Source organism: Caproicibacterium argilliputei, assembly GCF_029211325.2.
In the GTDB taxonomy this organism is placed as follows: Bacteria; Bacillota; Clostridia; order Oscillospirales; family Acutalibacteraceae; genus Caproicibacterium; species Caproicibacterium argilliputei.
On sequence record NZ_CP135996.1, the window covers coordinates 368,935 to 391,424 of the forward strand.

The following is a 22,490-nucleotide window of genomic DNA, read 5'->3' on the forward strand; positions in this document are numbered from 1 at the left end:
CCTTTACAGCGGCAGATTTTGGATTCAGTAGGTGTATTCGTCCAGCATTTTTTGTTTGATGTTCCACAGCGGGCGCGAAAGATCCACATAGTAGCGGTGCGGGTTGTCAAAACGCAGCACTTCGTCCCAAAGGGTGCTCACTTCACGCTTGCAGTCCGCCTGCAGCTCACGCAGGGTCTTTTCCTTTGCCACACACTTGCCATGGTCAAACAGCTGCCTGCGCAGGGGAACCGCACGGAAGTTTGTCACGTGCTTGCGCTTCCAGACATGGATGGGGTCAAAGATTTCGTAGGGCTTGGTGTCGTCAATGGTTTCGTTGTGCAGAGTGACCACATCGGCGATGGCTTTTCCGCTTTCGCGGTCATAAAGCCGCCACAGCTTTTTGAAGCAGGGGGTGGTGATTTTGGAAACATTCTCGCTGACCTTGATTTTCGGAATGATGGTGCCGTTTCCTGCTTCCACTGCGCAGAGCTTGTACACACCGCCGAAAACCGGATGGCTGCTGCTGGTAATCAGCCGCTCGCCGACACCGAAGGAGTCTACCGGCGCGCCTTGAATCAGCATATCGCGGATGATGTACTCATCCAGTGAGTTGCTTACACAGATTTTGCAGTCCGGGTAGCCGGCTTCATCCAGCATCCGGCGCGCTTTTTTGGCAAGGTAGGTGATGTCGCCGCTGTCAATGCGGATACCGGCGGGGCGAAAGCCGCGCGGAACAACCTCTTCGTTAAATGTTTGAATCGCATTGGGAATGCCCGATTTTAGAACATTGTAGGTATCCACCAAAAGGGTGCAGCTGTCAGGATACTCGCGCGCATAGGCGCGGAAAGCGTCCAGCTCCGTGTCAAACAGCTGTACCCAGCTGTGCGCCATGGTGCCCAGCGCCGGCACGCCGAAGTCGCGGTCACAGATGGTGCAGGCGGTGCCGCAGCAGCCGCCGATGTAAGCTGCACGCGCGCCCAATGTGGCACCGTCCGCGCCCTGTGCGCGGCGTGAGCCAAACTCCATGACCGGCCTGCCCTGCGCCGCGCGCACGATGCGGTTTGCCTTGGTGGCAATCAGGCTTTCGTGATTGATGGTCAGCAGAATCATGGTTTCGACGAACTGTGCCTGAATGACCGGGCCGCGCACTGTCAGAATCGGCTCGCCGGGGAAAATCGGCGTGCCCTCCGGAACCGCCCAGACGTCGCATACAAAATGGAAGTCGGCAAGATACTGCAGAAACGCTTCGCTGAAAATGCCGCAGCCGCGCAGATAGGCAATATCTTCCGGTGTAAAGTGCAGCTTCTGCAGGTAATCGGTCACCTGCTGAACGCCGGCCATGATGGCAAAGCCGCCGTTGTCCGGTACCTGGCGGAAAAACATATCAAAGTACGCAATTCGGTCACGGAAGCCGTTGGCAAAGTAACCGTTTGCCATGGTGATTTCATAGAAGTCCGTCAGCATCGTCAGGTTCGTTTTTTCCCGCGTATTGTTCATTTTGCACGTCTCCATGTTCTATTATAAAAAATTCTGTCACTGTATCCCCATGCTGTGACATAGTATGGAAGGGAAACGATGATATCCCTATTATAACAAACACAAAGGCAAATAACAAACCGTTTTTCAGCGATATGGCCAGAAAAGCTCGAACCGAAACGAAAGGGGTGCCTGCCCCGCCGCAGACCGGTCTGTGCAGGGCGTGTGTTCTTTTCTTTCAATATTTGTGTAAAAAAGCCTAGCTTTATTTCTTATTTTATTGCAACGAGATAAGAAATCGGTTATACTATAAATATAATTGGGAAATATAACTGTTTTGCTGTATGCCTGCACAGGCGTCGTGACCCTGGCGCATGGGGTGTATCCGGGAGAGCGGGGATGGTTGGCTGCAGACCGGCTTTTCAGAAACAGCTGACGCATTCCCCTGTTTCATATGTCCTGAAAAAAGAAGATGCTTTTTGCAGCCGGGTGCGGCCAGTGCGCCCGGCAAACCACGGAGTTTATTTTTTAGGAGATGAACCAAATTGAGATTACGCAAGCAGGCACTGGGCAACCGCAACTTAGTTGGTGCCCGCGTGGAGGCCGCTCGCAAGAGCGAGGGAATGAAGCAGAAAGAGCTGCTCGCGCAGCTGCAGGTACAGGGAATCGACATGAATGCTTCCGGTCTTTCCAAGCTGGAAGGGCAGATTCGCTATGTTACAGACCATGAGCTAGTTGCGCTCGCTAAAATCTTCAATGTTTCTGTCGACTGGCTGCTGGGGCTGGACGACCACGAGGACAAAGGCTGACACAAGAATCCGGCGCTCCGTTTCCGCGTGAAACGGAGCGCTTTTTGCGTTGTGCGGTGCGCGACTTGTTCCGTACGGCAGGATGTGCTATACTTCTCCTTGTTCCCAAAGAGAACACGGAACAGAAAAGAGGGTGCAGGGCTGTGAAAATCACCTATACGGAAAATGATTTGCGTGTGGAAGAATATGAATCCCTGCGTGCGCAGGTGCAGTGGAAGCCCTTTACCCGGCGGCAGTCCGCCGCTGCCCTGCAGAACAGCCTGTATGTGCTGTGCGCGCGCACGGAAACGGGGGAGCCGGTCGGCATGGGGCGCATTGTCGGCGACGGTGCCACCATTTGCTATGTGCAGGATCTGGTGGTGGTGCCGGCGTGCCGCTGCCGGCACATTGGCACCGAGCTGATACACCGCCTGCGGGCGTATGTGCGCACGCTGGTGACCGGCGGCGAAACCATGCGGCTGTGTCTGATGTGCGCACTGGGCCGCGAGGGATTTTACGAAAACTGTGGGTTCCTTACGCGCCCAACGCCAGAACTTGGCCCGGGCATGATCAGCTGGCTGCAGGCGGAGCATACATGAGGTCTTGCCATTTCTGTATGCCTATGCTATGATGGAGTCTACTTTTAAGTGAAGTGCAGTATCCGAAAAAAGCCGCCGAACAAAACTGGTTTGCCGGCTATGTATCTTGTGGCCGGATTTTCGTTCGTGCGGAAATCCGGCAGAGGAGGAACGAGACGAAATGAACGTTTTGGTGATTGGGTGCGGCCGCTTGGGTGTGCGGCTTGCTGCGCTGCTGGATGAGCGCGGACACGAGGTGGCTGTGGTGGATGAGTCTGCTGCCATGCTTGCCCATCTGCCGGAAGATTTCAGCGGACTGGCGGTAACCGGTATGCCCATGGACATGGCGGTATTGAAAAGCGCCGGTATCGAAAACTGTGACGCGGTGGCGGTTGTCACGCCGGATGATAATCTGAACATTACCATTTCTCAAGTGGCACGGGAGTTCTTTCATATCGACAATGTGGTGGCGCGCATTAGTGACCCTTCCCGCGAAAGCGTTTTTGCGGCGTTTGGCCTGCACACGGTGTGCCCAACCAAAATGGCGGCGACATCCATTTATAATGCCATTACCGAGCCGTGGGAAAACCGTCAGCTGACCTTTGGCACAGCGTCGGTGGCTTTCCGTGTGTGGGAAGCAGACCATGCGCATCAAGGCAGGCTGCTGCAGGAGGCACCGCATTTTTCGGAGGAAGCGGTTTTCGCGGTTGTGCGGGCAAACGGCAGCATGGAGCTGGCACAGCCGAATCAGTTTGACCAAAAGCTCAATGAGGGGGACCACGTACTTCTGGCCTCCGTTACGGATTAAGGGGGCACAGACATGAATGTTGTCATTTTAGGGGGCGGCAAACTGGGCCGTCAGCTTGCCCGCAATATGTTGGACCGCAAGAACACCGTGCACTTGATTGAAAAGGATAAGCTGCGCTGTATGCATCTTGCCAATGAGCTGGACATTGAGATTATTTGTGGGGACGGCACCGAGATCGAGGTGCTGCGCCGGGCGCAGACAGAGCACGCGGACTGCTTCCTGGCGGTCGGCGGCAGCGACCAGGACAATCTGGTGGCGTGCCAGCTTGCCAAGAAGGAGTTTGGCGCGCAGAAGGTGATTGCACGCGCGAACGACCCGCGCAACCTGCCTGTTCTGCGCACCCTCGGCACAGAGCTTGTTGTCAGCAGCACGGAAATTATTACAAACCTGATTGAACAGGAAGTGGATATGGCAGAAATGCATATGCTGGCTACCCTGAACAAGGGTCGCGCGGCGATTTCCGCAGTTACCCTGCCAGACAACACGGAACTGGAGGGCGTGGCGCTGAAAGATTTGAGCCTGCCCGCCGGTTCGCTGCTCATTTCTGTGGTGCGCGGCGAAACCATGATGGTTCCTAACGGCGACACCATGTTTCAGCCGGGCGACGAAATCGTTGCGGTCTGCGAGGGTGCTTCACAAAGGAAACTGCAGGCGCTGCTGACCGCCACCCGCGGTTGAGGCGAAACGGTTCTATTTAAAAAGAAATATAAAAGTCCGCTGCGGTTCTTCCGAACCTGCAGCGGACTTTTTTGCTGTTTTGCGGCTTTTTCAGCCGACGATAATTTTTCCTTCCGGCAGAACACTGTCGGCGTGCAGATGACCGCGCCGCAGCGAAATGGCAAGGCCGAGGGAAAGCGGCCCCACACGGCCAATGTACATCATGAGAATCAGCGCAATTTTAGACACAGCCGACAAACGCGGTGTCACACCGGCAGATAATCCTACAGTGCCAAATGCACTGGTCGCTTCAAACAGCGCGTCAACACCGTTAATCTGTGGGTCAAATGTGGTGATGATGCCGGTGACAATCAGCAGCAGGCACATGGAGGCGCTGGTGATGGCAAGCGCGCGGTACACAGTGAATTTGTCAATCCGGCGGTGGATGAAGATGGTGTCTTCCTTGCCACGCAGGATGGAAACAACGGTGCAGACCAACACCAGGACAGTTGTGGTCTTAATGCCGCCGCCGGTGGAGCCGGGCGCCGCGCCGATGAACATCAACAGTACGGTGAAGAGCTTTGTAAAGTCATGTTCCTGTGCAATATTAACAGAGGCGAAGCCGGCGGTGCGCGCGGAAATGGACTGGAACAGAGCGGCATTCAGCTTTGCGCCGAAGTCCGGCAGATTTTTCAGCGTATTGTCGTACTCCAGAATGAAAAAGACAAGGGTGCCCAGCACAATCAGCAGTGCCGCCATGAGCAGCACAACACGGGAGTGAAAGTTCAGCCCGCGGCGCTGGCTGTGATGTGCCAGCGGCTGCAGCTTGGCGTGGAAAATATCGCTGATTACAACAAAGCCCAGCCCGCCTATGACAATCAGCGCGCCGATGGTCAGGCAGACCAATGGGTCGGCGGCAAAGGGGATGAGGTTGCCATCTTTCATGATGTTTCCCACAATGTCGAACCCCGCGTTGCAGTATGCGGAAACCGCCAGAAACACGGAAACCCAAATGCCGTGCGCCCCCATCATGGGGATGAAACGAATCATGAGCAGCAGCGCACCGACTGCTTCACACGCGAAGGTAAAGGTAATAATCATGCGGATTAGGCTCCCGATTTCGCCGCTGTCACCGTTGGTATTCTGCACGGCAAGCTGCAAGTTGCGCAGCCCCAGCTTCTTTCGCAGCAGCAAACTCATGCCGGTGGTAAAGGTGACCAGTCCCAGCCCGCCCAGCTGAATCAAGGTCAGAATAATGACCTGCCCGGCGGTGGTCCAGTGAAAGTATGTGTCGAACAGCACCAGTCCGGTTACGCAGGTGGCGGAGCCGGCAGTGAACAGGGCGTCCAGAAAAGTGGTGCTTTGCCCGCCCTTGGTGGCGAAAGGCAGCGAGAGCAGGCACGCGCCCACGAGGATGATGACTGCAAAGCTGATGACGATTAGCCGCACGGGCGGAATCCGGTGCAGCCGCATTTTTATCTTTGACAGCATAGAAATGGCCTCCTGATTTTTACTTGCATTATCGTAACCACATTATCTTAGCACAAACCACGGGCTTCGTACAGACAGATTTGCTTATTTTCCCATTCTTTCATGTGAGTGATGCAGTGTTCATAAAATGTATAAAGTATCTTCAAAAATCATGTGATATTTAGTGGTATTCTGAACCTTAATTGCAGTCGCACGGAAAAAACAATACTTTTCCGCCGGTACGGTTGCATCTTTCTAAAAATTTTATTATAATTTGGAGGGTTCAAGATGGCTGATATTGAAAAACTGGTAGAAAAGAAACACTGGGACAAGCTTAAGAAAAAATATCTGACCGGCAGCCAGGAAGAACGTTTGGAACTTGCGAAGGCATGTGGGCTGGTTTCTGCGGACGAAACCGTCAATATGTTGGTGGCGCTGATGCAGGACGAGGACGCCGATGTGCAGGTGGCTGCGGTGGAGTCGCTCGGCAAAGTGGCAGACGATCATACCACGGCAAAGCTGCAGCTGCTGCTCAGCCAGACCCCCAAGGAGAACACCCGCCTGGCAGAGGCAATCCGGGAAGCTGTTCGCCAGGTGCGCGCCCGCCAGTAAGGCTTGTCTGCACCGGTTGGGGCGCGTGTTTCCTTTCTCCGCAGAGGATATGCAAAAGGAGGTGGCCGGTTGTCCAGCATTACCAAACTGGCGCTTGCCAATTCGCTGAAAAAACTGATGCTTCACCGGCCTTTGGACAAAATCACCGTAAAAGAGTTAGTGGAGAACTGCGGTGTGAACCGCCAGACCTTTTACTACCATTTCCGCGATATTTACGACCTGCTCGGCTGGATTTTTCAGACCGAGGCTTATGATGCCATTCTGGACTGTCAGAGCTATGACACTTGGCAGAAGGGCCTGCTTAAAATCCTGCAGTACGTGCAGAAAAACAGTGCATTCTGTGTGAATGCGTTTCGCTCGTTGGGGCGTGAGCAGCTGGAGTCCTTTTTAAACAATGCGACCTCCGCGCTGCTTTCCAGTGTGATGGACGAACTTTCGGAAGGCTATCGGCTTCGTGAAACGGACAAAACCTTTATTGTTCAATTCTTCACATTTGCCATTACCGGGATGCTGACCGACTGGATGCGCTCGGGTATGCAGGCGAAACCGGAAGCGCTGGTGCAGGAACTGGGCACCCTGATGGAAGGGCAGCTGAGCATGGCTATTAAACGGTACCAATACTGACGCAGAGGCTGTACCTGCTTTGCAAAACAGAATCAAAACATCCCCACCAAGGTGAACTTTCACTTTGGCGGGGATGTTTTTATGTGCGGGTGCGGTCAGGGGCGGTTCAACCGGCGGTAATCCGTGGGGCTGACACCCTCAAGCGCCTTAAATACACGGAAAAAGGTGCTGTGCGTGTTGAAGCCCACTGCCTGCCCAACCTCTGTGACACTTTTTCTGGTGGTGACCAGCAGCTTTTTGGCGGCATCCATGCGCGCGCGGTTGAGGTAATCGTGAAAATTGATGTGGACGCTTTCCTTGAAGGCTCTGGAAAGGTATTTGTCCGTAACGCCAAATTTTTCCGCGACTGCCTCTAGATACAGGTCATCCTGGTAGTGTGTGTCGATGAAGTCGGTGACTTCGTCGATAGAAAACTGCCGGTGAGCATCGGCTTTCTGTGCGGTGCGGTCAATCAGCTCATGCAGGAACTGTGCGGTCGTACCGGAGTCGGCAAAATCAAATTCTCCGGAAAGGTCGGGAAAGTCCTTACTCCACGGCAGGGGCAGACTGCCGGTTTTGACCGCGCGCAGAATACAGGCAAACAGATACTGCCAGAGTTTCACAGACTCGCTGTGCGGCAGGCTGCGGGCGGCGTTCTGCTTTAAAATGGTGTCGAGAACCGCGTGTGCCTCTGCACAGTGTCCCTGCAAAACGGCGTAGTACAGTTGGTTGTCCTGTGCAGTCGTAAAGGAAAAGTACACGCGGTCTCCGCTGCCGCTGTAGATTTGCACACAGCGCTCCGGCGGGCTGCCGTCCGGCACGGTGTTTAGGGCGGCGCGTGCTTCCTGATAAGCTTCGTGCAGGCGCGAAAGTTCCACACAGCTGCGGCTGATGCCGGCGGAAAAGCTGATTAGGGCACTGTCATACTGAAAGAAGCCGAAAACAGTGGCAAGCTCCGGTACCAGCTGCTCCGCCTGAAACTGGTCGGCAATGTTCAGAATGATGCCAATCTGGTTTTTCTGCAGGTTGATTACGTGGCAAACGTAGCCCTTGCTCAGCTGCACCTTTAAAGCCTGCAGCAGAAACTTCAGAATTTTGTGCCGATCTTCATCCGTAAAGGCACTGCGGAACGCGTTGCTGAACTGCGTTTGCAATACGGCAACGCAGAAGTGCGCGTGCGGCAGGCTGTCTACACTGTTGTCTCCGTAGGGCAGCTCCCGCGCGGCAGCATCCGGATTGGTCATGAGGTTGACCAGATGCTGCTCGGAGAGAATGGGAACAAATGTGGAGATGTCTTTCTGCATATCGCCAACGCGGTCTGCCAGAAAGTCCACAATGTTTGCATCGCCGGTGCCGGCTTCTTTTCCTTTGTGGGCAATGCTGCCGATAAGCGTTTTCATCGGGCGGAGGATGTAGCTGTGAAAAACATAGAACAACGCACCGAAAATGGCGGCAGTCAGCAGGATAATTGTAATGAAAAACAGATTCATGGACTGCATGGTGCTGTAAAATGAAGTCTTCGGTGTAAAGGACAAAAAGCGGTAGTGAGCATAGGAGAAGTTGGAAGCGCCGGAGTTGACGACATAGCGTTTTCCCTGCAGGGAAAGCTCCAGGCAGCCGGTGCTGCCCGCATCCAAAAAGCGGTGCTGCACCGTTTGATTGCCGAGGAACGCGGTGGCTTTGTCTGTATCTGTCGAGGCTATGATGGTTCCTTTTTTATCGGCAACGACCAGCACTTCATCCTCGCTTTTTCGGTAGCTCTGCAGGGTCTTTTCTACCATATCCTGATTCAGACATACAACAAACAGGTTTTGACTTTTGGATTCGGTCAGCGCATCGGTCAGCACCGGAATGACGCGGTGCCAGGTGATGCTGGAAGCACTGGTAGAGGGCTTGTGCTCAATGGTGGTGGGGGTGTTGATGGCAAAGGAGTAGGAGGCGCCTTCGTAAGTAGCCCAGTAGTGGGCGCTGTAGTCGGAGAAAATGCAGCTTTGGGTAAAGAAATTGTCCGCATTCGTCAGCCCCTCGCCGCTGAGCACCGTCTTCTGCCCCCGCAAGTACACAAAGGAACTGTCCACCAGATCCAGGGTGGCGTTGTAGTTGACCAGAGCTTTGGTGGCGTCGTAAACCGTAGGGGCATCGTCCTTGCTGGCCATGTTGTAGAACAGGTTGTAAAAGCTTTCGGTGTTGATGAGCAGGCGAGAGTTGACTTGAATTTTTTTAACGGTATTGTCCAAAAACGTGCTTGCACTGGACAGCCGGTGCTGCGCTTCGCTTTGCAGGTCTGCACGCGTGCGGAGGGTATAATTGCAGTAATACACAGCTGAAAACGTTGCAAGAATTGCAATGGGCAGCAGCAGGCAGATAAAAAAGTAACGGTACGGTCGGTAGCCCGCCAGCGTGCTGCGCACCTTTTTCCACAGACCCCGAAGTTTCGGCAATTTCATTAGCAAAACCCTCTCAATACCGCAGAAATGTGCGGAAAGTTTCGTTTGCATTGCATTCTGCCTGTAATTTTGTAAAGAAATCCACCAATACGCAGGCAGCTTTTGTTGCAGATATACGAAAAGTATAAAGGACTTCCCTGAAAAAGTCAATTCCTAGACATGAAAAAGAAAATTGTTATCTGGCGGAAAGCTGCAATCAAAACGGCAGATCTGCCAAAAACGAAAATGCAATGTGCGCGAAAACTGCTTTGTTCTGTAGGCGGAAATCTGCAATCTGTGAAGAAACTGTTACTGGAATTTGAACGTAATGCCTGCTATGCTGAAATCAGCGGTGCAGGGGACGCACGGCGGCCCGCCGCACCGCGAAAATGCATTTACACTACTATAAACCTGCAGCACGCCGAAAGCCATTGGGCGGTGCTGCCGATGGGAGGACAAGAAACATGGCACAGTCAGTTGCAGCCGGCCGTGTGCAGAAGCCTGCGGGCAGAGCGCGGGGAAGCGGGCCAGACAGAAAGCAGAAGTGGAAGCGAATCCGCAAGGATTGGCAGCTGTATACGTTCCTGGTGATTCCGGTCGTCTATTTTCTCATCTTTAAGTATCTGCCGATGGTCGGCAACGTAATTGCTTTCCGGAAGTATGTGCCCGCCAAGTCTATTTTCGGCGTTAAGTGGGTCGGCTTGAAGTATTTCAATATGTTCATTCAGGACCCCAGCTTCTGGCACATTTTTTTGAACACCATTACGCTGTCGGTGGAAACGCTGATTTTTACCTTTCCGGCGCCGATTATTCTGGCGCTGCTGCTTAACGAACTGCGCAATCTGAAGTTTAAGTCCTTTGTACAGACAGCTTCTTACCTGCCGCATTTTGTTTCCACAGTTATGCTGGTCGGCATTATTTTTGAGTTCACAGCCAGCAGCGGCCCTATTAACAGCCTGGTGAAAGCAATGGGCGGCTCAGCCGTTTCCTTTATGCAGGACCCGAAGTACTTTCACAGCGTGTATATCATTTCCAGGGTGTGGCAGTCCACCGGCTGGGGCACCATTATGTACCTCGCGGCGCTGACCGCGGTGAATCCGGATCTTTACGAGGCGGCGAGAATTGACGGCGCCAACCGCTGGAAACAAACGCTGCACGTAACGCTGCCCGGCATCCGCCCGACAATCGTGACCCTGCTGGTGCTGAGCATCGGCAGCATCATGGGCGTTTCCTTTGAGCAGATCATTTTGATGTACAATCCTTCTACCTACGAAACGGCAGACGTGATTTCCTCTTATGTGTACCGTATCGGCCTTACGCAGAACAGCTACAGCTATGCGGCAGCCATCGGTTTGTTCGAGTCGATTATCGGTCTGATTCTGGTGTCGCTTGCCAATTACCTTTCGCGCAAGCTGACGGACTCCAGTCTTTGGTAAAGGAGATGTTTGATTTATGCCTTCAATCAGTGCGGTAAAAACCGCAAAACGGGAAAAAGGCTACTCCGGCATGAAGCCGACAAAGGGCTACCGGGTGTTTCAGGTGTTCAATGTAATTCTTCTGCTGCTTGTGGTGATGATTACCCTGTATCCGGTGCTTTATCTGGTGGCGCAGTCGTTCAGCGCACAGAAATATATTTACGCCGGCGAGGTTACGCTGATACCCAAAGGGTTCAACGTAGACACTTACAAAATTGTGATGGCAGACCAGCAGTTCTGGATTGGTTACGGCAACACGGTGCTTTACACCGTGGTTGGCACTGCCATCAATTTGGCGATGACCATGATGTTTGCTTATCCGCTTTCCAAAAAGAACCTGATCGGAAACCGGTTCTTTACGCTGTTTGCCGTGTTTACCATGTATTTTGGCGGCGGCTTGATTCCAAACTACCTGCTGGTGAACAGCCTGCACATGAAAAATACCATTTGGGCGATTGTGATTCCCGGCGCCATCAGCACCTTTAACCTGCTGATTATGAAAACTTCCTTTGAGCAGCTGCCCAAGGAGCTGGAAGAAGCCGCAGCTGTGGACGGCCTGAGTACATACGGAATTTTCTTCCGCATTGTGATTCCGCTTTCCAGTGCGATTATCGCCACGATGGTGCTGTTTTATGCCGTTGGCAACTGGAACAACTGGTTTGGCCCCATGCTGTATCTGGATGATAAAAACCTGCAGCCGGTTACCCTGTATCTGCGCAACCTGATTGCAGGCGCTTCGGCGACCAGCGGCGGTGTGCAGGACGATATGGAGGCCCAGCAGATTGCCTCTAACATCAAGTCCACCACCATGGTGCTGACTGTTCTGCCCATTGTGTGCATTTACCCGTTCCTGCAGAAATACTTTGTGTCCGGTGTGCTGCTGGGCGCAGTCAAAGAGTGAGTCTGGCCTGAAACAGGCGCTGCACCCGCACGCCTGTCTTCATACATTTCCTTAAGGAGGAGTTTTAGCCATGAGAAAAGGCACGAAACAAGCAGTCAGCTTAGCGCTTGCCGCCGTTATGACAATGGGCACGCTGGCGGGCTGCGGCGACAGCAAAACAGAAAGCAGCCAGAGCGGCGGAACCGCCGCGTCAACCACCTCGGCGACCACCACCAGAAAGGCCGGTGACAAGTTCTGGGTGGATGAACCGCTGACCGTGACCATGCTGTACAACGACAACCCGGCGTATCCGCTGAAAAACGACTGGCTGCTTTGGAATGCCATCAAAAAGGCAACCAATGTCACCATCAAGTATCAGAGCGTAGCCATGAGCGACTACGACGCGAAGCGCAGCTTGCTCATCAGCTCCGGTGACGCCCCGCAGATTATCCCGAAAACATATCCCGGCAGCGAAACGCAGTTCATTCCGTCCGGCACCATCCTGCCGGTCAGCGATTACATTGACAAGATGCCGAACTACAAAGAAAAAGTCGAAAAGTGGGATATGAAGGACGAACTCAAGAGTATCATGCAGCGCGATGGCAAGTATTATGTGCTGCCCGGTTTGCATGAAAAGGCGAAAATCGATTATTCCTACCTGATTCGCACCGATGTACTCAAAGAATTGAACCTAAAGGTGCCGACCACTTACGATGAATTTTACAATGTACTGAAGGCTATCAAGGCGAAGTACCCGAACAAGTATCCGTTCTCTGACCGCTTCAAGGGCGACAGCACCCTGAGTCTGGTGGCAGATGCCTTTAACGTGGGCGCCGGCTGGAGCAAGGGAAACTACTGCGGCTATGACTGGACGACCAAAAAGGCTGTATTCAATCCCGCCACGCAGAATTACAAAGATTTTGTCACCTATATGCACAAACTGGTTGCGGAAAAGCTGATGGATCCTGAAAGCTTCTCTCAAACAGACGACCAGGCTACCGCGAAGTTCACGAAGGGTGACAGCTTTGTCATGAACACCAACACACAGTTTACCCAGCAGCTGACCGACACCATGAATGAATCGCTCGGTAAGGGTAAATTCTCGCTGGAGCAGATTGTTCCGCCGACCGGCGAAGCAGGTGCGGAGGTTTCCGGCAGCCGCCTGGAAAACGGCATCATGCTGAATGCCTCCATTGCTGACGACCCGCGCTGCGATGATATTCTCGGCTTTATCGACTGGCTCTGGTACAGCGATGCCGGTCAGACGCTGACCAAGTGGGGTGTCGAGGGTACTACCTACACCGAAAAGAACAATACCAAAACACTGGAGTCCGGTATCACCTTTAACGGCATCAATCCTTCCGGCAAAAAGGACCTGCGCAAGGATTACGGCTTCTCCGGCGGCGTGTTCTCTTACGGCGGTTCTCTGGATCTGGAAAACAGCCTGCGCAACGACCAGGAGAAAGCGTACTTTACTACCAACAGCGAAAAGCTCAAGCTGAAGAAAGCAACGCCTCCGGTACTCTTTACTGATGACGAGCGCGAGCAGGCTAACTCCATTATCAACCCGCTGACTGACTATGTGGATTCCATGACACAGAAGTTCATTTTGGGCACAGCGGATATCAACAAAGATTGGGACAGCTTCTTAAAGAGCTGCGAGCAGAAGGGCAGCCAGAAGCTGGTGGATATGATTAACAAGACTTACGACGAAACCAAGGATGTCCTGAACAAAGACTGAGGGCGGCTTTTCTCTGCTGTCGGTCTGTAAAGGCCTGAGAATGGGGGAGTACGGGCGCGTGTGCCGCACTCCCTTTTTTTGTCCGCAAAATGTGGCTGAATCCGTGAGAGTGCAGCATTTTCGCACAGGATGACAGAAAATTCTATTGAATTACCGGGAAAAGTGTATAGATTATTAGGTATACAGAAATTTGCGCCTGGTGTACAATGAAAAATGTCTTTTTTCAAAGGAAAAACCGCCGTGTAAAGACCCTGCACGCAGACGGCGGAATGCGGGGGTTCCGCACAGAAAAAGACGTCAGACGGACAGCTGGCGGCAGAACGCTGCCCCCGCGGACAAACGTACTTTCCGCCGCAGGCGGAAGGGCCTTTTTACAGGCTAACATTTCAGGAGGTAAAGCATGAACTATCAGGACAGACAGCAGGAGTTTGAAAAACAGGCACAGGCGCTTGTTTCAAAAATGACACTGGAAGAAGCCGCTTCTCAGATTTTTTTCGACTCCGCACCGATTGAGCGGCTGGACATTCCCGCTTACAACTGGTGGAACGAAGCACTGCATGGTGTTGCGCGCGCCGGCACGGCAACCATGTTTCCGCAGGCCATCGGTCTTGCAGCCATGTTTGACGAGGAAGAAATTGCAAACATGGCGGGCATCATCGCCGAGGAGGGACGCGCGAAGTACAACGAGCAGTCCAAGTCCGGCGACCGCGATATTTACAAGGGCCTGACATTCTGGGCGCCGAACATCAACATCTTCCGTGACCCACGCTGGGGCCGCGGCCAGGAAACTTACGGCGAAGACCCGTATCTGACCGCGCAGCTGGGCGCCGCATACGTCAAGGCGCTGCAGGGGGACGGCCCGTACATGAAGGCTGCCGCCTGCGCCAAGCATTTTGCGGTGCACAGCGGCCCGGAGGCTGTGCGGCATTCCTTTGACGCCAAAGTTTCCGAGCAGGATTTGTGGGACACCTATCTGCCGGCTTTTGAAAAGCTGGTGTGCGAAGCCGGTGTCGAGGCGGTCATGGGCGCTTACAATCGCACGAATGGCGAGCCTTGCTGTGCGCAGACCGAGCTGATGCAGGACACTCTGTACGGTAAGTGGCACTTTAAGGGTCATTTTGTTTCGGACGCGTGGGCGCTGCGTGACTTTTATAACGGCCACCAGGTGACAAAGGATGTTTGGGAAACCGCCGCGCTGGCGCTGCACAAGGGCTGCGACCTCAACTGCGGCGACACCTATCCGCACATCATGGAAGCGTATGAAAAAGGACTGGTTACGGAAGAGGAAATCCGCACCGCCGCCGTTCATGTGATGACCACGCGCTGCAAACTGGGTATGTTTGCAAAGGACTGCCCGTATGATGAGATTCCGTATGAAGTCAACGACAGCAAGGTGCACAACGAAGCGTCCCTGCGCATGAGCCGCAAGTCCGCAGTGCTGCTCAAAAATGACGGCGTTCTGCCACTTTCACTCGACACCGTGAAGACCGTCGGCGTAATCGGCCCGAACGCGGACAGCATTGAAGCTCTGCGCGGCAACTATTACGGGACGGCATCCTGCTTTGAAACCAACCTGCGCGGCATCCGTGACTTCGTCGGGGACAAAGCGCGCGTGCTGTATTCCGAGGGCTGCCACCTGTTTGAGGACCGCACCTCCAATTTGGCGCGGCAGGATGACCGCATGAGCGAAGCGCTGACCGTGGCACGTCACTCGGATGTTGTGGTGCTGTGCCTGGGGCTGGACGCTACCATTGAGGGCGAAGAGGGCGACACCGGCAATGCGTTTGCCTCCGGCGACAAAAAAACGCTGCAGCTGCCGGAATCCCAGGAAAAGCTGCTGCGCGCCGTCTGTGAAACCGGCACGCCGGTTGTACTGGTGCTGAACTGTGGCAGTGCGCTGGATCTGCGCTGGGCAGATAAACACTGCGCGGCGATTCTGCAGGTTTGGTACAGTGGTTCCCACGGCGGACAGGCTTTGGCGGAACTGCTCTTCGGCGCCAGCGTGCCGTGCGGCAAGCTGCCAGTCACTTTCTATGCCAGTGACGACCAGCTGCCTGCCTTTGAGGACTACTCCATGGAAAACCGCACATACCGATACTTCCACGGTACGCCGCTGTACCCGTTCGGCTACGGCCTTTCCTACACCACGTTCCGCTACAGCGACTTGCAGCTGTCTGCAGACCGCATCAAGCCTGGCGAGGGCGTGCAGGTGCAGGTTACGGTGACCAATGTCGGCAGCCGTGCCGCGGATGAAGTGACAGAACTTTATATCAAGGATCAGGAAGCCAGCGTGCGTGTGCCGAATTGCAGCCTCTGCGGATTTGTGCACACCCATCTGGAAGCAAGTGAAAGCCGGACACTGCACTTTGCGGTTTGTCCGGAAGCTTTCCGTCTGGTCAAGGAGGACGGCAGTAGAGTTTATGAGCCGGGTGCGTTTACTGTTTACGCAGGCGGCAGCCAGCCTGACCCGCGCAGCGAGGAACTGACCGGCACAGCGGTGCTTGCCGCACAAGTGCTGTTGGAGGGCTAAGCTCCTTCTTTCCGTTGTTTCAGCCGCCGCGCAGGCAAACGTGCTTGCCCGAAATGCTCTGTTCGGATGTACCCCTTGAATTTTCCGCGCGGGGGTTCCCGCGCAATCTTTCCTTTCAGGAGGTCACTAGAATATGGAAATGATGAAAGCCGCTGTTCTGACAAACATTGGAAAAATAGAATTGCAGCAGCGGGAAAGGCCCCAGCCCAAACCGGATGAGGTGCAGGTCAAAGTGGAATACGTGGGCATCTGCGGTTCCGACGTGCATTACTTTGAATTTGGGCGCGTGGGAAATTTTGTGGTGAAAAAACCAATCGTTCTGGGGCATGAATGCGGCGGTACGGTGACGGCTGTCGGTTCGGCAGTCAAAAAATGCAAAGTGGGCGACCGGGTTGCGCTGGAGCCGGGGGTTCCCTGCGGCAAGTGCGAATACTGCCTTTCGGGCAGGTATAATCTTTGCCCGGATGTCCGTTTTATGGCGACCCCGCCGTATGACGGGGCGTTTCAGGAGTATGTGGTGCATCCGGAGGCACTGACCTTTTTGCTGCCGGACGGCATGAGCACCATGGCGGGCGCGCTGATTGAGCCGCTGGCAGTCGGTTTCCACGCGGCAAAGCAGTCTGGCGCGTCTGTCGGGCAGAGTGCCGTTGTGCTGGGCGCGGGCTGCATTGGTCTGGTGACCATGATGGCGCTGCACAGCATGGGCGTCAAAAAGGTGATTGTGGCAGATCTTCTCCCCAAGCGTCTGGAAAAAGCCAAAGAGCTGGGTGCCTCCGCGGTTATTAACAGCGGGGAAACGGACGTGGAGCAGGCGGTTCTCTCGCTGACAGATGGCGCGGGCGCTGACCTGGTCTTTGAAACCGCCGGCAGTCCGGTTACGGCGATGATGACTTCCTTTCTGGTTCGGCGCGGCGGCACCATTACTTTGGTCGGCATGACGCCGAAGCCGGAGTTTTCTTATAATTTCGGCAATATTATGGACAAAGAGGCAACCATCAAAAGCGTGTTCCGCTACTGCAACCTGTATCCGACTGCCATCAGCGCGGTTGCGTGCGGCGACATTCCGATTGAGAAAATTGTTTCCGACACCTTCCCGTTTGACCATGCGCAGGAAGCCATGCAGTACAACATCGACCACAAAGCGGACGTCACAAAAATCGTTCTGGATTTCACCAAATAAATCCATCGGTTTGTCTGTGTGCGCTCCGGTACATCCAAACATACAAAAAGGCAGCACTCCGCAGAACAGGCGGCGCGTCTGCTTTTTTTGTATGTTTGGGCGGAAAAACGGAAATGCTGCTGTGGGGAAAAGCGCGCATAAGCCCGAAAATAATTTGCCAAAAGTGTGAAAAGGACTTGATTTTTTGCGGAAAGCGGGTACAATAATAATATACTAAATTAGTACATATTAAATTACTGATATATCGCAGTGAGGAGTGCAGGCATATGTCGAAAAATTTATTGGAAGTCAGCGGAGTACACGCAAGCGTGGAGGGAAAGGAAATCCTGAGTGGGCTGAATCTCACGGTGGCCCCCGGCGAAACCCACGTGATCATGGGGCCGAACGGCGCGGGAAAATCGACGCTCGGTAATGTGATTCTGGGCAATCCGGAGTATCAGGTGGACGCCGGTTCCATTACGTTTGACGGCGCAGACATCACCGCGGAAAAAACAGACGCGCGCGCGCGCCGCGGTATCTTCTATTCTTTCCAAAGTCCGGAAGAGGTGCCCGGTGTTACGCTGGAGGACTTCCTGCGCGTCAGCAAAACAGCCATTACCGGCAAACCGCTTAAAGTGTTTGCGTTTCAGAAGGAACTGAAGAAAACCATGGAAGCACTGCAGATGGACGAAGCCTACGCCCACCGCTACCTGAACGTCGGCTTTTCCGGCGGCGAAAAAAAGAAAGCGGAAATTCTGCAGATGCTGATTCTGCAGCCGAAGCTGGCAATTTTGGACGAAACCGACTCCGGCTTGGATGTGGACGCGGTGCGCGTTGTGTCCGAGGGCATCCGCCGCTACAAAAACAAAGAAAACGCTCTGCTGATTATTACGCACAATGCAAAGATTCTGGAGGGACTGCACGTGGATTACGTCCATGTGCTGGCAGACGGAAAAATCATTCATACCGGTGGGCCGGAACTCATTGAGGAGATTTCCCGCGAGGGCTTCCACCGTTTGGAAGAAGGTGCCGCGCAATGAGCAAACCGCTGAAAACACAGATTGCGGATGTGGACCGCAGCCTGTATGATTTTAAAGACGCGGTGCACCCCTCCTACGAAACCGACGCGGGTCTGACGCCGGAAATCGTGGAGCAGATCAGCCGCGAAAAGGGTGACCCGGACTGGATGCGTGACTTCCGGCTCAAGTCACTGGAAGCGTACAACCGACTTTCCGTGCCGGAGTGGGGGCCGCCCATTGACGACCTTAACATGAGAGATATTATCACCTATGTGCGCCCGGATACGCCGATGCGCGGCAAATGGAGCGAAGTGCCGGACGACATCAAAAACACGTTTGAGCGGCTGGGCATCCCGAAAGCGGAGCGCAAGTCGCTGGCAGGCGTGGGCGCGCAGTATGACTCCGAAGTTGTATACCATAACGTGCGCGCAGAAGTTGCCGCACAGGGTGTGGTTTACACCGACATGGAAAGCGCGCTCAAGGGCGAGTATGCCGACATGGTGCGCGAGCATTTTATGAAGCTGGTGCCCCCGTCAGACCACAAGTTTGCGGCGCTGCACGGTGCGGTTTGGTCTGGCGGTTCGTTTGTGTATGTGCCAAAAGGCGTTTCTGTGGAAATTCCGCTGCAGTCTTACTTTCGGCTGAACGCGCCGGGCGCGGGTCAGTTTGAGCACACGCTGATTATTGTGGACAAGGGCGCATACCTGCACTTCATCGAGGGCTGCTCCGCGCCGAAGTACAACGTTGCCAATCTGCACGCGGGCTGCGTGGAGCTGTTTGTGGAGGAGGGCGCGCGTCTGCGCTACTCTACCATTGAAAACTGGTCCAAAAATATGTATAACCTCAACACCAAGCGTGCGCTGGTGAAAAAGGGCGGCGCCATCGAGTGGGTGTCCGGCTCTTTTGGTTCCCATACGTCGTACCTGTACCCGATGAGTATTCTGCAGGGCGAGGGTGCGCGCATGGAGTATACCGGCATCACCTTTGCCGGCAAGGGACAGCAGCTGGACACCGGCGCCAAGGTGGTGCACGCCGCGCCGCACACCAGCTCGCACATTGTTACCAAGTCCATTTCCAAGGACGGCGGCGAGTGTACTTACCGCAGTGCTGTGACCATCGGAAAGGATGCGGTCGGCAGCAAATCTGCGGTTTCCTGCGACTCCCTGATGCTGGACAGCATTTCCCGTTCCGACACCATTCCGGCAATGGACATCCAAAACGATGAATCAGATGTGGGCCACGAGGCAAAAATCGGCCGCATCAGCGATGAAGCGGTATTTTACCTGATGAGCCGCGGTATCAGCGAAGAGGATGCGCGCGCGATGATTGTCAGCGGCTTTGCGGAGCCGATTGCCAAGGAGCTGCCGCTGGAGTATGCGGTGGAAATGAACAACCTGATTAAGCTGGAGATGGACGGAAATATTTGACGCAGGGTGCAGCGGCTCCAAACTGACAGGACTGCGTTTGTTGGAGGAGTAACATGGAACAGCAACTGAAAAATATCAATACGCTGCCCGCGCTGACGTGGAACCATCTGGGCGTAAACCGCTCGGTGTTTCTGGCACAGCGCCCGCAGGCGAAAACAGCCGCCCCGCAGATTTCTGCCGCCTTTCAGCAGGTGGAAACCGGCATGGGCAGGGAAGCGGAAGATTTCGCCGTGCAGAACTGCACGGTTTCTCATAGCATTGAAGCAGAAGAAAATACGGAATATACCGACACCACATCCATGCGGTATGCCTTGACCGGCGAAACGCCGGTAGTGGACGTCACACTGATTCACGCCCATGCGGGCAGCCGTGTAACGGTTCTGCAGTCCTACACTGCGGGGGATGACACCGCCTGCTTCCACGGCGGACTGACCAAAATTATTGCGGATGCGGGCGCCAAGGTTCGTCTGGTGCAGGTGCAGCTGCTCAACGGCGGCAGCCGTTCCTTTAACGATGTCGGCGTGCAGCTTGCGGAAAATGCGCAGGTAGAGGTGGTGCAGGCGGAGTTGGGCGCGGCGCGCGCGTTTGCCGGTTGTCTGGCACTGCTGGAGGGATACCGCAGCCGCTTTGACGCAGATACCATTTACTTTGGAGATGAGGCGCGCAAGCTGGACCTTAACTACGTTGCGCGCCACACCGGCAAAAAGACCGTCAGCGAAATGCACGCGGCGGGTGCGCTGCTGGGAAAAAGCGATAAGATTTACCGTGGCACCATCGACTTCATCCGCGGCGCGTCGCGCTCCGAGGGACACGAAGCGGAGGAAACCCTGCTGTTTAGCCCCCAGGCGCGCAACCGCACAGTGCCGCTGATCCTGTGCAGCGAGGAAGATGTGCAGGGACAGCACGCGGCTACCATCGGAAAAATCAATGCGCAGCGCCTGTTTTATCTGCAGTCACGCGGCCTGACGGAGCCGCAGGCAAAACAGCTGATGATTGAGGCACAGTTCGCACCGGTCATTGAGAAAGTGCCGGACGAAGCATTGCAGCAGGAAATGAAAGCGTATCTGGGGAGGAGGATGCAGCTTGACTGACGAAATTGTCAAACAGTTTCCGCTTCTGCAGCGGCAGCAGGACGGAAAACGCCTGGTGTATCTGGACAGCGCCGCAACCACACAGCGCCCGCAGACGGTTTTGGACGCAGTGCGCGATTTTTACGAACAGAACAACGCCAATCCACACCGCGGCGTTTATGCGCTTGGGGAGCGTGCAACCGCTGCCTATGAAGATGCGCGTACAGAGGTGGCTTCTTTCCTGAATGCGCCTCGCGAGGAGGTCATTTTTACACGCAATGCAACGGAAACTCTGAATTTAATCGCCTACAGCTGGGGGCTGCAGAACCTGAAAGCGGGGGACAAGGTAGCGGTAACCATTTTGGAGCATCACAGCAACTTGATTCCCTGGCAGCAGGTATGCCGCGCAACAGGCGCACAACTGATATTTCTGTACACCGGGCCGGACGGCCTGCTCTCTGACCGCGAAATCGAGCAAAAAATCACCAAAGAGGTCAAGCTGGTGGCGTTTACGCACGTTTCCAATGTGCTGGGCATGGTTACGCCGGTAGAAAAAATTACGGCGCGGGCGCATGAAGTGGGGGCATTGTGCGTGCTGGACTGCGCGCAGAGCGCCCCGCACCTGCGGCTGGATGTGGCGAAACTCGGCGTGGACTTTCTTGCTTTTTCCGGGCACAAGCTGTATGCGCCGCTGGGCATCGGCGTGCTGTGGGGCAGAAAGGAACTGCTGGAGGCCATGCCGCCGTTTTTGACCGGCGGCGATATGATTGAGTCTGTGCGGGAGCAGGACGCCACCTGGGCGCCCCTGCCCGAAAAGTTTGAAGCCGGTACACAGAATGCCGGCGGCGCAGTCGGACTTGCCGCTGCCATCCGCTGGATGCAGGGCATTGGCTTTGATACGATTGCTCGGCGTGAGCAGGTGGTGTACCGCTATGCGTGGCAGGCGCTTTCGCACGTACCGCATGTGAAACTGTATGGTACGCCGTCCGGGGAGCACGCCGGCGCCATTGCGTTTAATGTGGAGGGTGCACATCCGCACGACGTCGCGAGTATTCTGGATGCGGATGCGGTGTGTGTGCGTGCCGGCCACCACTGCGCGCAGCCGCTGCTGCACCACCTGGGGATGACCGCCTGCTGCCGTGCAAGCTTTGCTGTGTACAACACCTGCGCGGATGTGGACGCCCTGGTGGAAAGCTTACAGAAAGTGAGGAAGTGGTTAGGCTATGGGGCTTGAACAAATTTATACACAGATTATTACGGAAAATAGCCGTTCCAAAGAGCACAAGTATGTGGTGGATCAGCCAACCCAGGTGGTAGAGGGGGTCAACCCCTCCTGCGGCGACGAGATTTCCCTGCAGCTGCGCGTAAAGGACGGCGTGATTGAGGATGCGGCGTTTCTGGGGGACGGCTGTGCAATTTCGCAGGCTTCCGTTTCCATGATGATTGACCTGATTAAGGGCAAGACGCTGCCGGAAGCACAGCACCTGGCAGAGATGTTCCTCGGTATGATCAAAGGCGAAGTGACAGACGATGACCAGCTGGAGGAACTGGAGGATGCACAGGCGTTTCGCGATATTTCCCATATGCCCGCGCGTGTCAAGTGCGCGGTGCTGGGTTGGCACACCCTGCAGGATGCGGTGAAAAAGGCAGAGAGCAGCCAAAATTCCTGACATCATAGAAGAGAGACCGGCTTCTGAATAGGGAGCCGGTCTTTTTTGCCTGCCCCATCGCTTTGCGGGTTTGTCCTGCGGCGGTTTTTGTGGTATACTGTCAGGTAAAAAAGAATTTT

Annotated in this window: 19 protein-coding genes; 16 read left to right on the plus strand and 3 right to left on the minus strand. The window is 54.7% G+C overall.

The features are described 5' to 3' along the window. Positions 1-24: 24 nt before the first annotated feature. Entirely contained in the window at positions 25-1,479 is a 1,455-nt protein-coding gene (locus PXC00_RS01790) for a nicotinate phosphoribosyltransferase (RefSeq protein WP_275844513.1), read from the minus strand. A 524-nt stretch (positions 1,480-2,003) separates the two neighbouring features. On the opposite strand from PXC00_RS01790, the gene PXC00_RS01795 reads away from it, so the two are divergent. The 4 genes from PXC00_RS01795 to PXC00_RS01810 all read left to right on the plus strand — a co-directional run bounded on the left by PXC00_RS01795 (position 2,004) and on the right by PXC00_RS01810 (position 4,310). Beyond that, a complete protein-coding gene (locus tag PXC00_RS01795; protein ID WP_275844512.1) occupies positions 2,004-2,267 on the plus strand; it encodes a helix-turn-helix domain-containing protein in 264 nt (87 codons plus the stop codon). A gap of 143 nt (positions 2,268-2,410) precedes the next feature. After that, positions 2,411-2,845 (plus strand): GNAT family N-acetyltransferase, encoded by a 435-nt coding sequence (locus PXC00_RS01800; RefSeq protein ID WP_275844511.1) that lies wholly within the window; start codon positions 2,411-2,413, stop codon positions 2,843-2,845. Between the two features lie 160 nt (positions 2,846-3,005). Beyond that, the gene (locus tag PXC00_RS01805; protein ID WP_275844510.1) at positions 3,006-3,632 is read left to right on the plus strand and encodes a potassium channel family protein; all 627 of its coding nucleotides are present in this window, start codon (positions 3,006-3,008) and stop codon (positions 3,630-3,632) included. Positions 3,633-3,644: 12 nt separating this feature from the next. Beyond that, complete coding sequence (locus tag PXC00_RS01810; RefSeq protein WP_275844509.1) at positions 3,645-4,310, plus strand: potassium channel family protein; 666 nt, start codon at positions 3,645-3,647, stop codon at positions 4,308-4,310. Between the two features lie 90 nt (positions 4,311-4,400). Here the strand turns inward: PXC00_RS01810 and PXC00_RS01815 are convergent, their stop codons facing one another. Next, positions 4,401-5,780, minus strand: coding sequence for a TrkH family potassium uptake protein (locus tag PXC00_RS01815; RefSeq protein ID WP_275844508.1), 1,380 nt, complete (start codon positions 5,778-5,780; stop codon positions 4,401-4,403). A 267-nt stretch (positions 5,781-6,047) separates the two neighbouring features. On the opposite strand from PXC00_RS01815, the gene PXC00_RS01820 reads away from it, so the two are divergent. Then, positions 6,048-6,371 carry a HEAT repeat domain-containing protein gene (locus PXC00_RS01820; RefSeq protein WP_275844507.1) on the plus strand — a complete coding sequence of 108 codons (324 nt, stop codon included), beginning with the start codon at positions 6,048-6,050 and terminating at the stop codon, positions 6,369-6,371. A 69-nt stretch (positions 6,372-6,440) separates the two neighbouring features. Continuing rightward, entirely contained in the window at positions 6,441-6,995 is a 555-nt protein-coding gene (locus PXC00_RS01825) for a TetR/AcrR family transcriptional regulator C-terminal domain-containing protein (protein ID WP_275844506.1), read from the plus strand. 95 nt (positions 6,996-7,090) lie between these two features. Here the strand turns inward: PXC00_RS01825 and PXC00_RS01830 are convergent, their stop codons facing one another. Next, positions 7,091-9,421: a helix-turn-helix domain-containing protein gene (locus PXC00_RS01830; RefSeq protein ID WP_275844505.1), complete on the minus strand. Its 2,331-nt coding sequence runs from the start codon at positions 9,419-9,421 to the stop codon at positions 7,091-7,093. Between the two features lie 443 nt (positions 9,422-9,864). Here PXC00_RS01830 and PXC00_RS01835 point away from each other — a divergent pair, with 443 nt between their 5' ends. The 10 genes from PXC00_RS01835 (at position 9,865) to sufU (ending at position 22,371) form a co-directional block, all read left to right on the plus strand. After that, the gene (locus PXC00_RS01835; RefSeq protein WP_275844504.1) at positions 9,865-10,836 is read left to right on the plus strand and encodes an ABC transporter permease; all 972 of its coding nucleotides are present in this window, start codon (positions 9,865-9,867) and stop codon (positions 10,834-10,836) included. A gap of 16 nt (positions 10,837-10,852) precedes the next feature. Then, positions 10,853-11,776 carry a carbohydrate ABC transporter permease gene (locus PXC00_RS01840; protein WP_275844503.1) on the plus strand — a complete coding sequence of 308 codons (924 nt, stop codon included), beginning with the start codon at positions 10,853-10,855 and terminating at the stop codon, positions 11,774-11,776. Positions 11,777-11,846: 70 nt separating this feature from the next. Then, complete coding sequence (locus PXC00_RS01845) at positions 11,847-13,496, plus strand: ABC transporter substrate-binding protein (RefSeq protein ID WP_275844502.1); 1,650 nt, start codon at positions 11,847-11,849, stop codon at positions 13,494-13,496. 400 nt (positions 13,497-13,896) lie between these two features. Then, complete coding sequence (locus tag PXC00_RS01850) at positions 13,897-16,026, plus strand: glycoside hydrolase family 3 C-terminal domain-containing protein (RefSeq protein ID WP_275844501.1); 2,130 nt, start codon at positions 13,897-13,899, stop codon at positions 16,024-16,026. 133 nt (positions 16,027-16,159) lie between these two features. Next, on the plus strand, positions 16,160-17,206 hold the full coding sequence (locus PXC00_RS01855; protein WP_275844500.1) for an NAD(P)-dependent alcohol dehydrogenase: 1,047 nt from the start codon (positions 16,160-16,162) through the stop codon (positions 17,204-17,206). A 266-nt stretch (positions 17,207-17,472) separates the two neighbouring features. Continuing rightward, the gene (sufC, locus tag PXC00_RS01860) at positions 17,473-18,225 is read left to right on the plus strand and encodes a Fe-S cluster assembly ATPase SufC (protein ID WP_275844499.1); all 753 of its coding nucleotides are present in this window, start codon (positions 17,473-17,475) and stop codon (positions 18,223-18,225) included. Then, positions 18,222-19,631 (plus strand): Fe-S cluster assembly protein SufB, encoded by a 1,410-nt coding sequence (sufB, locus tag PXC00_RS01865; protein WP_275844498.1) that lies wholly within the window; start codon positions 18,222-18,224, stop codon positions 19,629-19,631. Before sufC ends, sufB begins: the two co-directional genes overlap by 4 nt. Positions 19,632-19,684: 53 nt before the next feature. Then, positions 19,685-20,722, plus strand: a complete 1,038-nt coding sequence (locus tag PXC00_RS01870) for a SufB/SufD family protein (protein ID WP_275844497.1) — start codon at positions 19,685-19,687, stop codon at positions 20,720-20,722. Further along, the gene (locus PXC00_RS01875) at positions 20,715-21,935 is read left to right on the plus strand and encodes a SufS family cysteine desulfurase (protein WP_275844496.1); all 1,221 of its coding nucleotides are present in this window, start codon (positions 20,715-20,717) and stop codon (positions 21,933-21,935) included. The genes PXC00_RS01870 and PXC00_RS01875 overlap by 8 nt, the downstream gene beginning before the upstream one ends. Next, positions 21,925-22,371, plus strand: a complete 447-nt coding sequence (sufU, locus tag PXC00_RS01880) for a Fe-S cluster assembly sulfur transfer protein SufU (RefSeq protein WP_275844495.1) — start codon at positions 21,925-21,927, stop codon at positions 22,369-22,371. The genes PXC00_RS01875 and sufU overlap by 11 nt, the downstream gene beginning before the upstream one ends. Positions 22,372-22,490: the final 119 nt, after the last annotated feature.

Excerpts from the sequence above, each read along its gene's own strand:
- PXC00_RS01790 (WP_275844513.1), bottom strand. The coding sequence starts at position 1,479 with ATGAACAATACGCGGGAAAAAACGAACCTGACGATGCTGACGGACTTC.
- PXC00_RS01805 (WP_275844510.1), top strand. The coding sequence starts at position 3,006 with ATGAACGTTTTGGTGATTGGGTGCGGCCGCTTGGGTGTGCGGCTTGCT.
- PXC00_RS01810 (WP_275844509.1), top strand. The coding sequence starts at position 3,645 with ATGAATGTTGTCATTTTAGGGGGCGGCAAACTGGGCCGTCAGCTTGCC.
- PXC00_RS01815 (WP_275844508.1), bottom strand. The coding sequence starts at position 5,780 with ATGCTGTCAAAGATAAAAATGCGGCTGCACCGGATTCCGCCCGTGCGG.
- PXC00_RS01820 (WP_275844507.1), top strand. The coding sequence starts at position 6,048 with ATGGCTGATATTGAAAAACTGGTAGAAAAGAAACACTGGGACAAGCTT.
- PXC00_RS01830 (WP_275844505.1), bottom strand. The coding sequence starts at position 9,421 with ATGAAATTGCCGAAACTTCGGGGTCTGTGGAAAAAGGTGCGCAGCACG.
- PXC00_RS01835 (WP_275844504.1), top strand. The coding sequence starts at position 9,865 with ATGGCACAGTCAGTTGCAGCCGGCCGTGTGCAGAAGCCTGCGGGCAGA.
- PXC00_RS01840 (WP_275844503.1), top strand. The coding sequence starts at position 10,853 with ATGCCTTCAATCAGTGCGGTAAAAACCGCAAAACGGGAAAAAGGCTAC.
- PXC00_RS01845 (WP_275844502.1), top strand. The coding sequence starts at position 11,847 with ATGAGAAAAGGCACGAAACAAGCAGTCAGCTTAGCGCTTGCCGCCGTT.
- PXC00_RS01850 (WP_275844501.1), top strand. The coding sequence starts at position 13,897 with ATGAACTATCAGGACAGACAGCAGGAGTTTGAAAAACAGGCACAGGCG.
- PXC00_RS01855 (WP_275844500.1), top strand. The coding sequence starts at position 16,160 with ATGGAAATGATGAAAGCCGCTGTTCTGACAAACATTGGAAAAATAGAA.
- sufC (WP_275844499.1), top strand. The coding sequence starts at position 17,473 with ATGTCGAAAAATTTATTGGAAGTCAGCGGAGTACACGCAAGCGTGGAG.
- sufB (WP_275844498.1), top strand. The coding sequence starts at position 18,222 with ATGAGCAAACCGCTGAAAACACAGATTGCGGATGTGGACCGCAGCCTG.
- PXC00_RS01870 (WP_275844497.1), top strand. The coding sequence starts at position 19,685 with ATGGAACAGCAACTGAAAAATATCAATACGCTGCCCGCGCTGACGTGG.
- sufU (WP_275844495.1), top strand. The coding sequence starts at position 21,925 with ATGGGGCTTGAACAAATTTATACACAGATTATTACGGAAAATAGCCGT.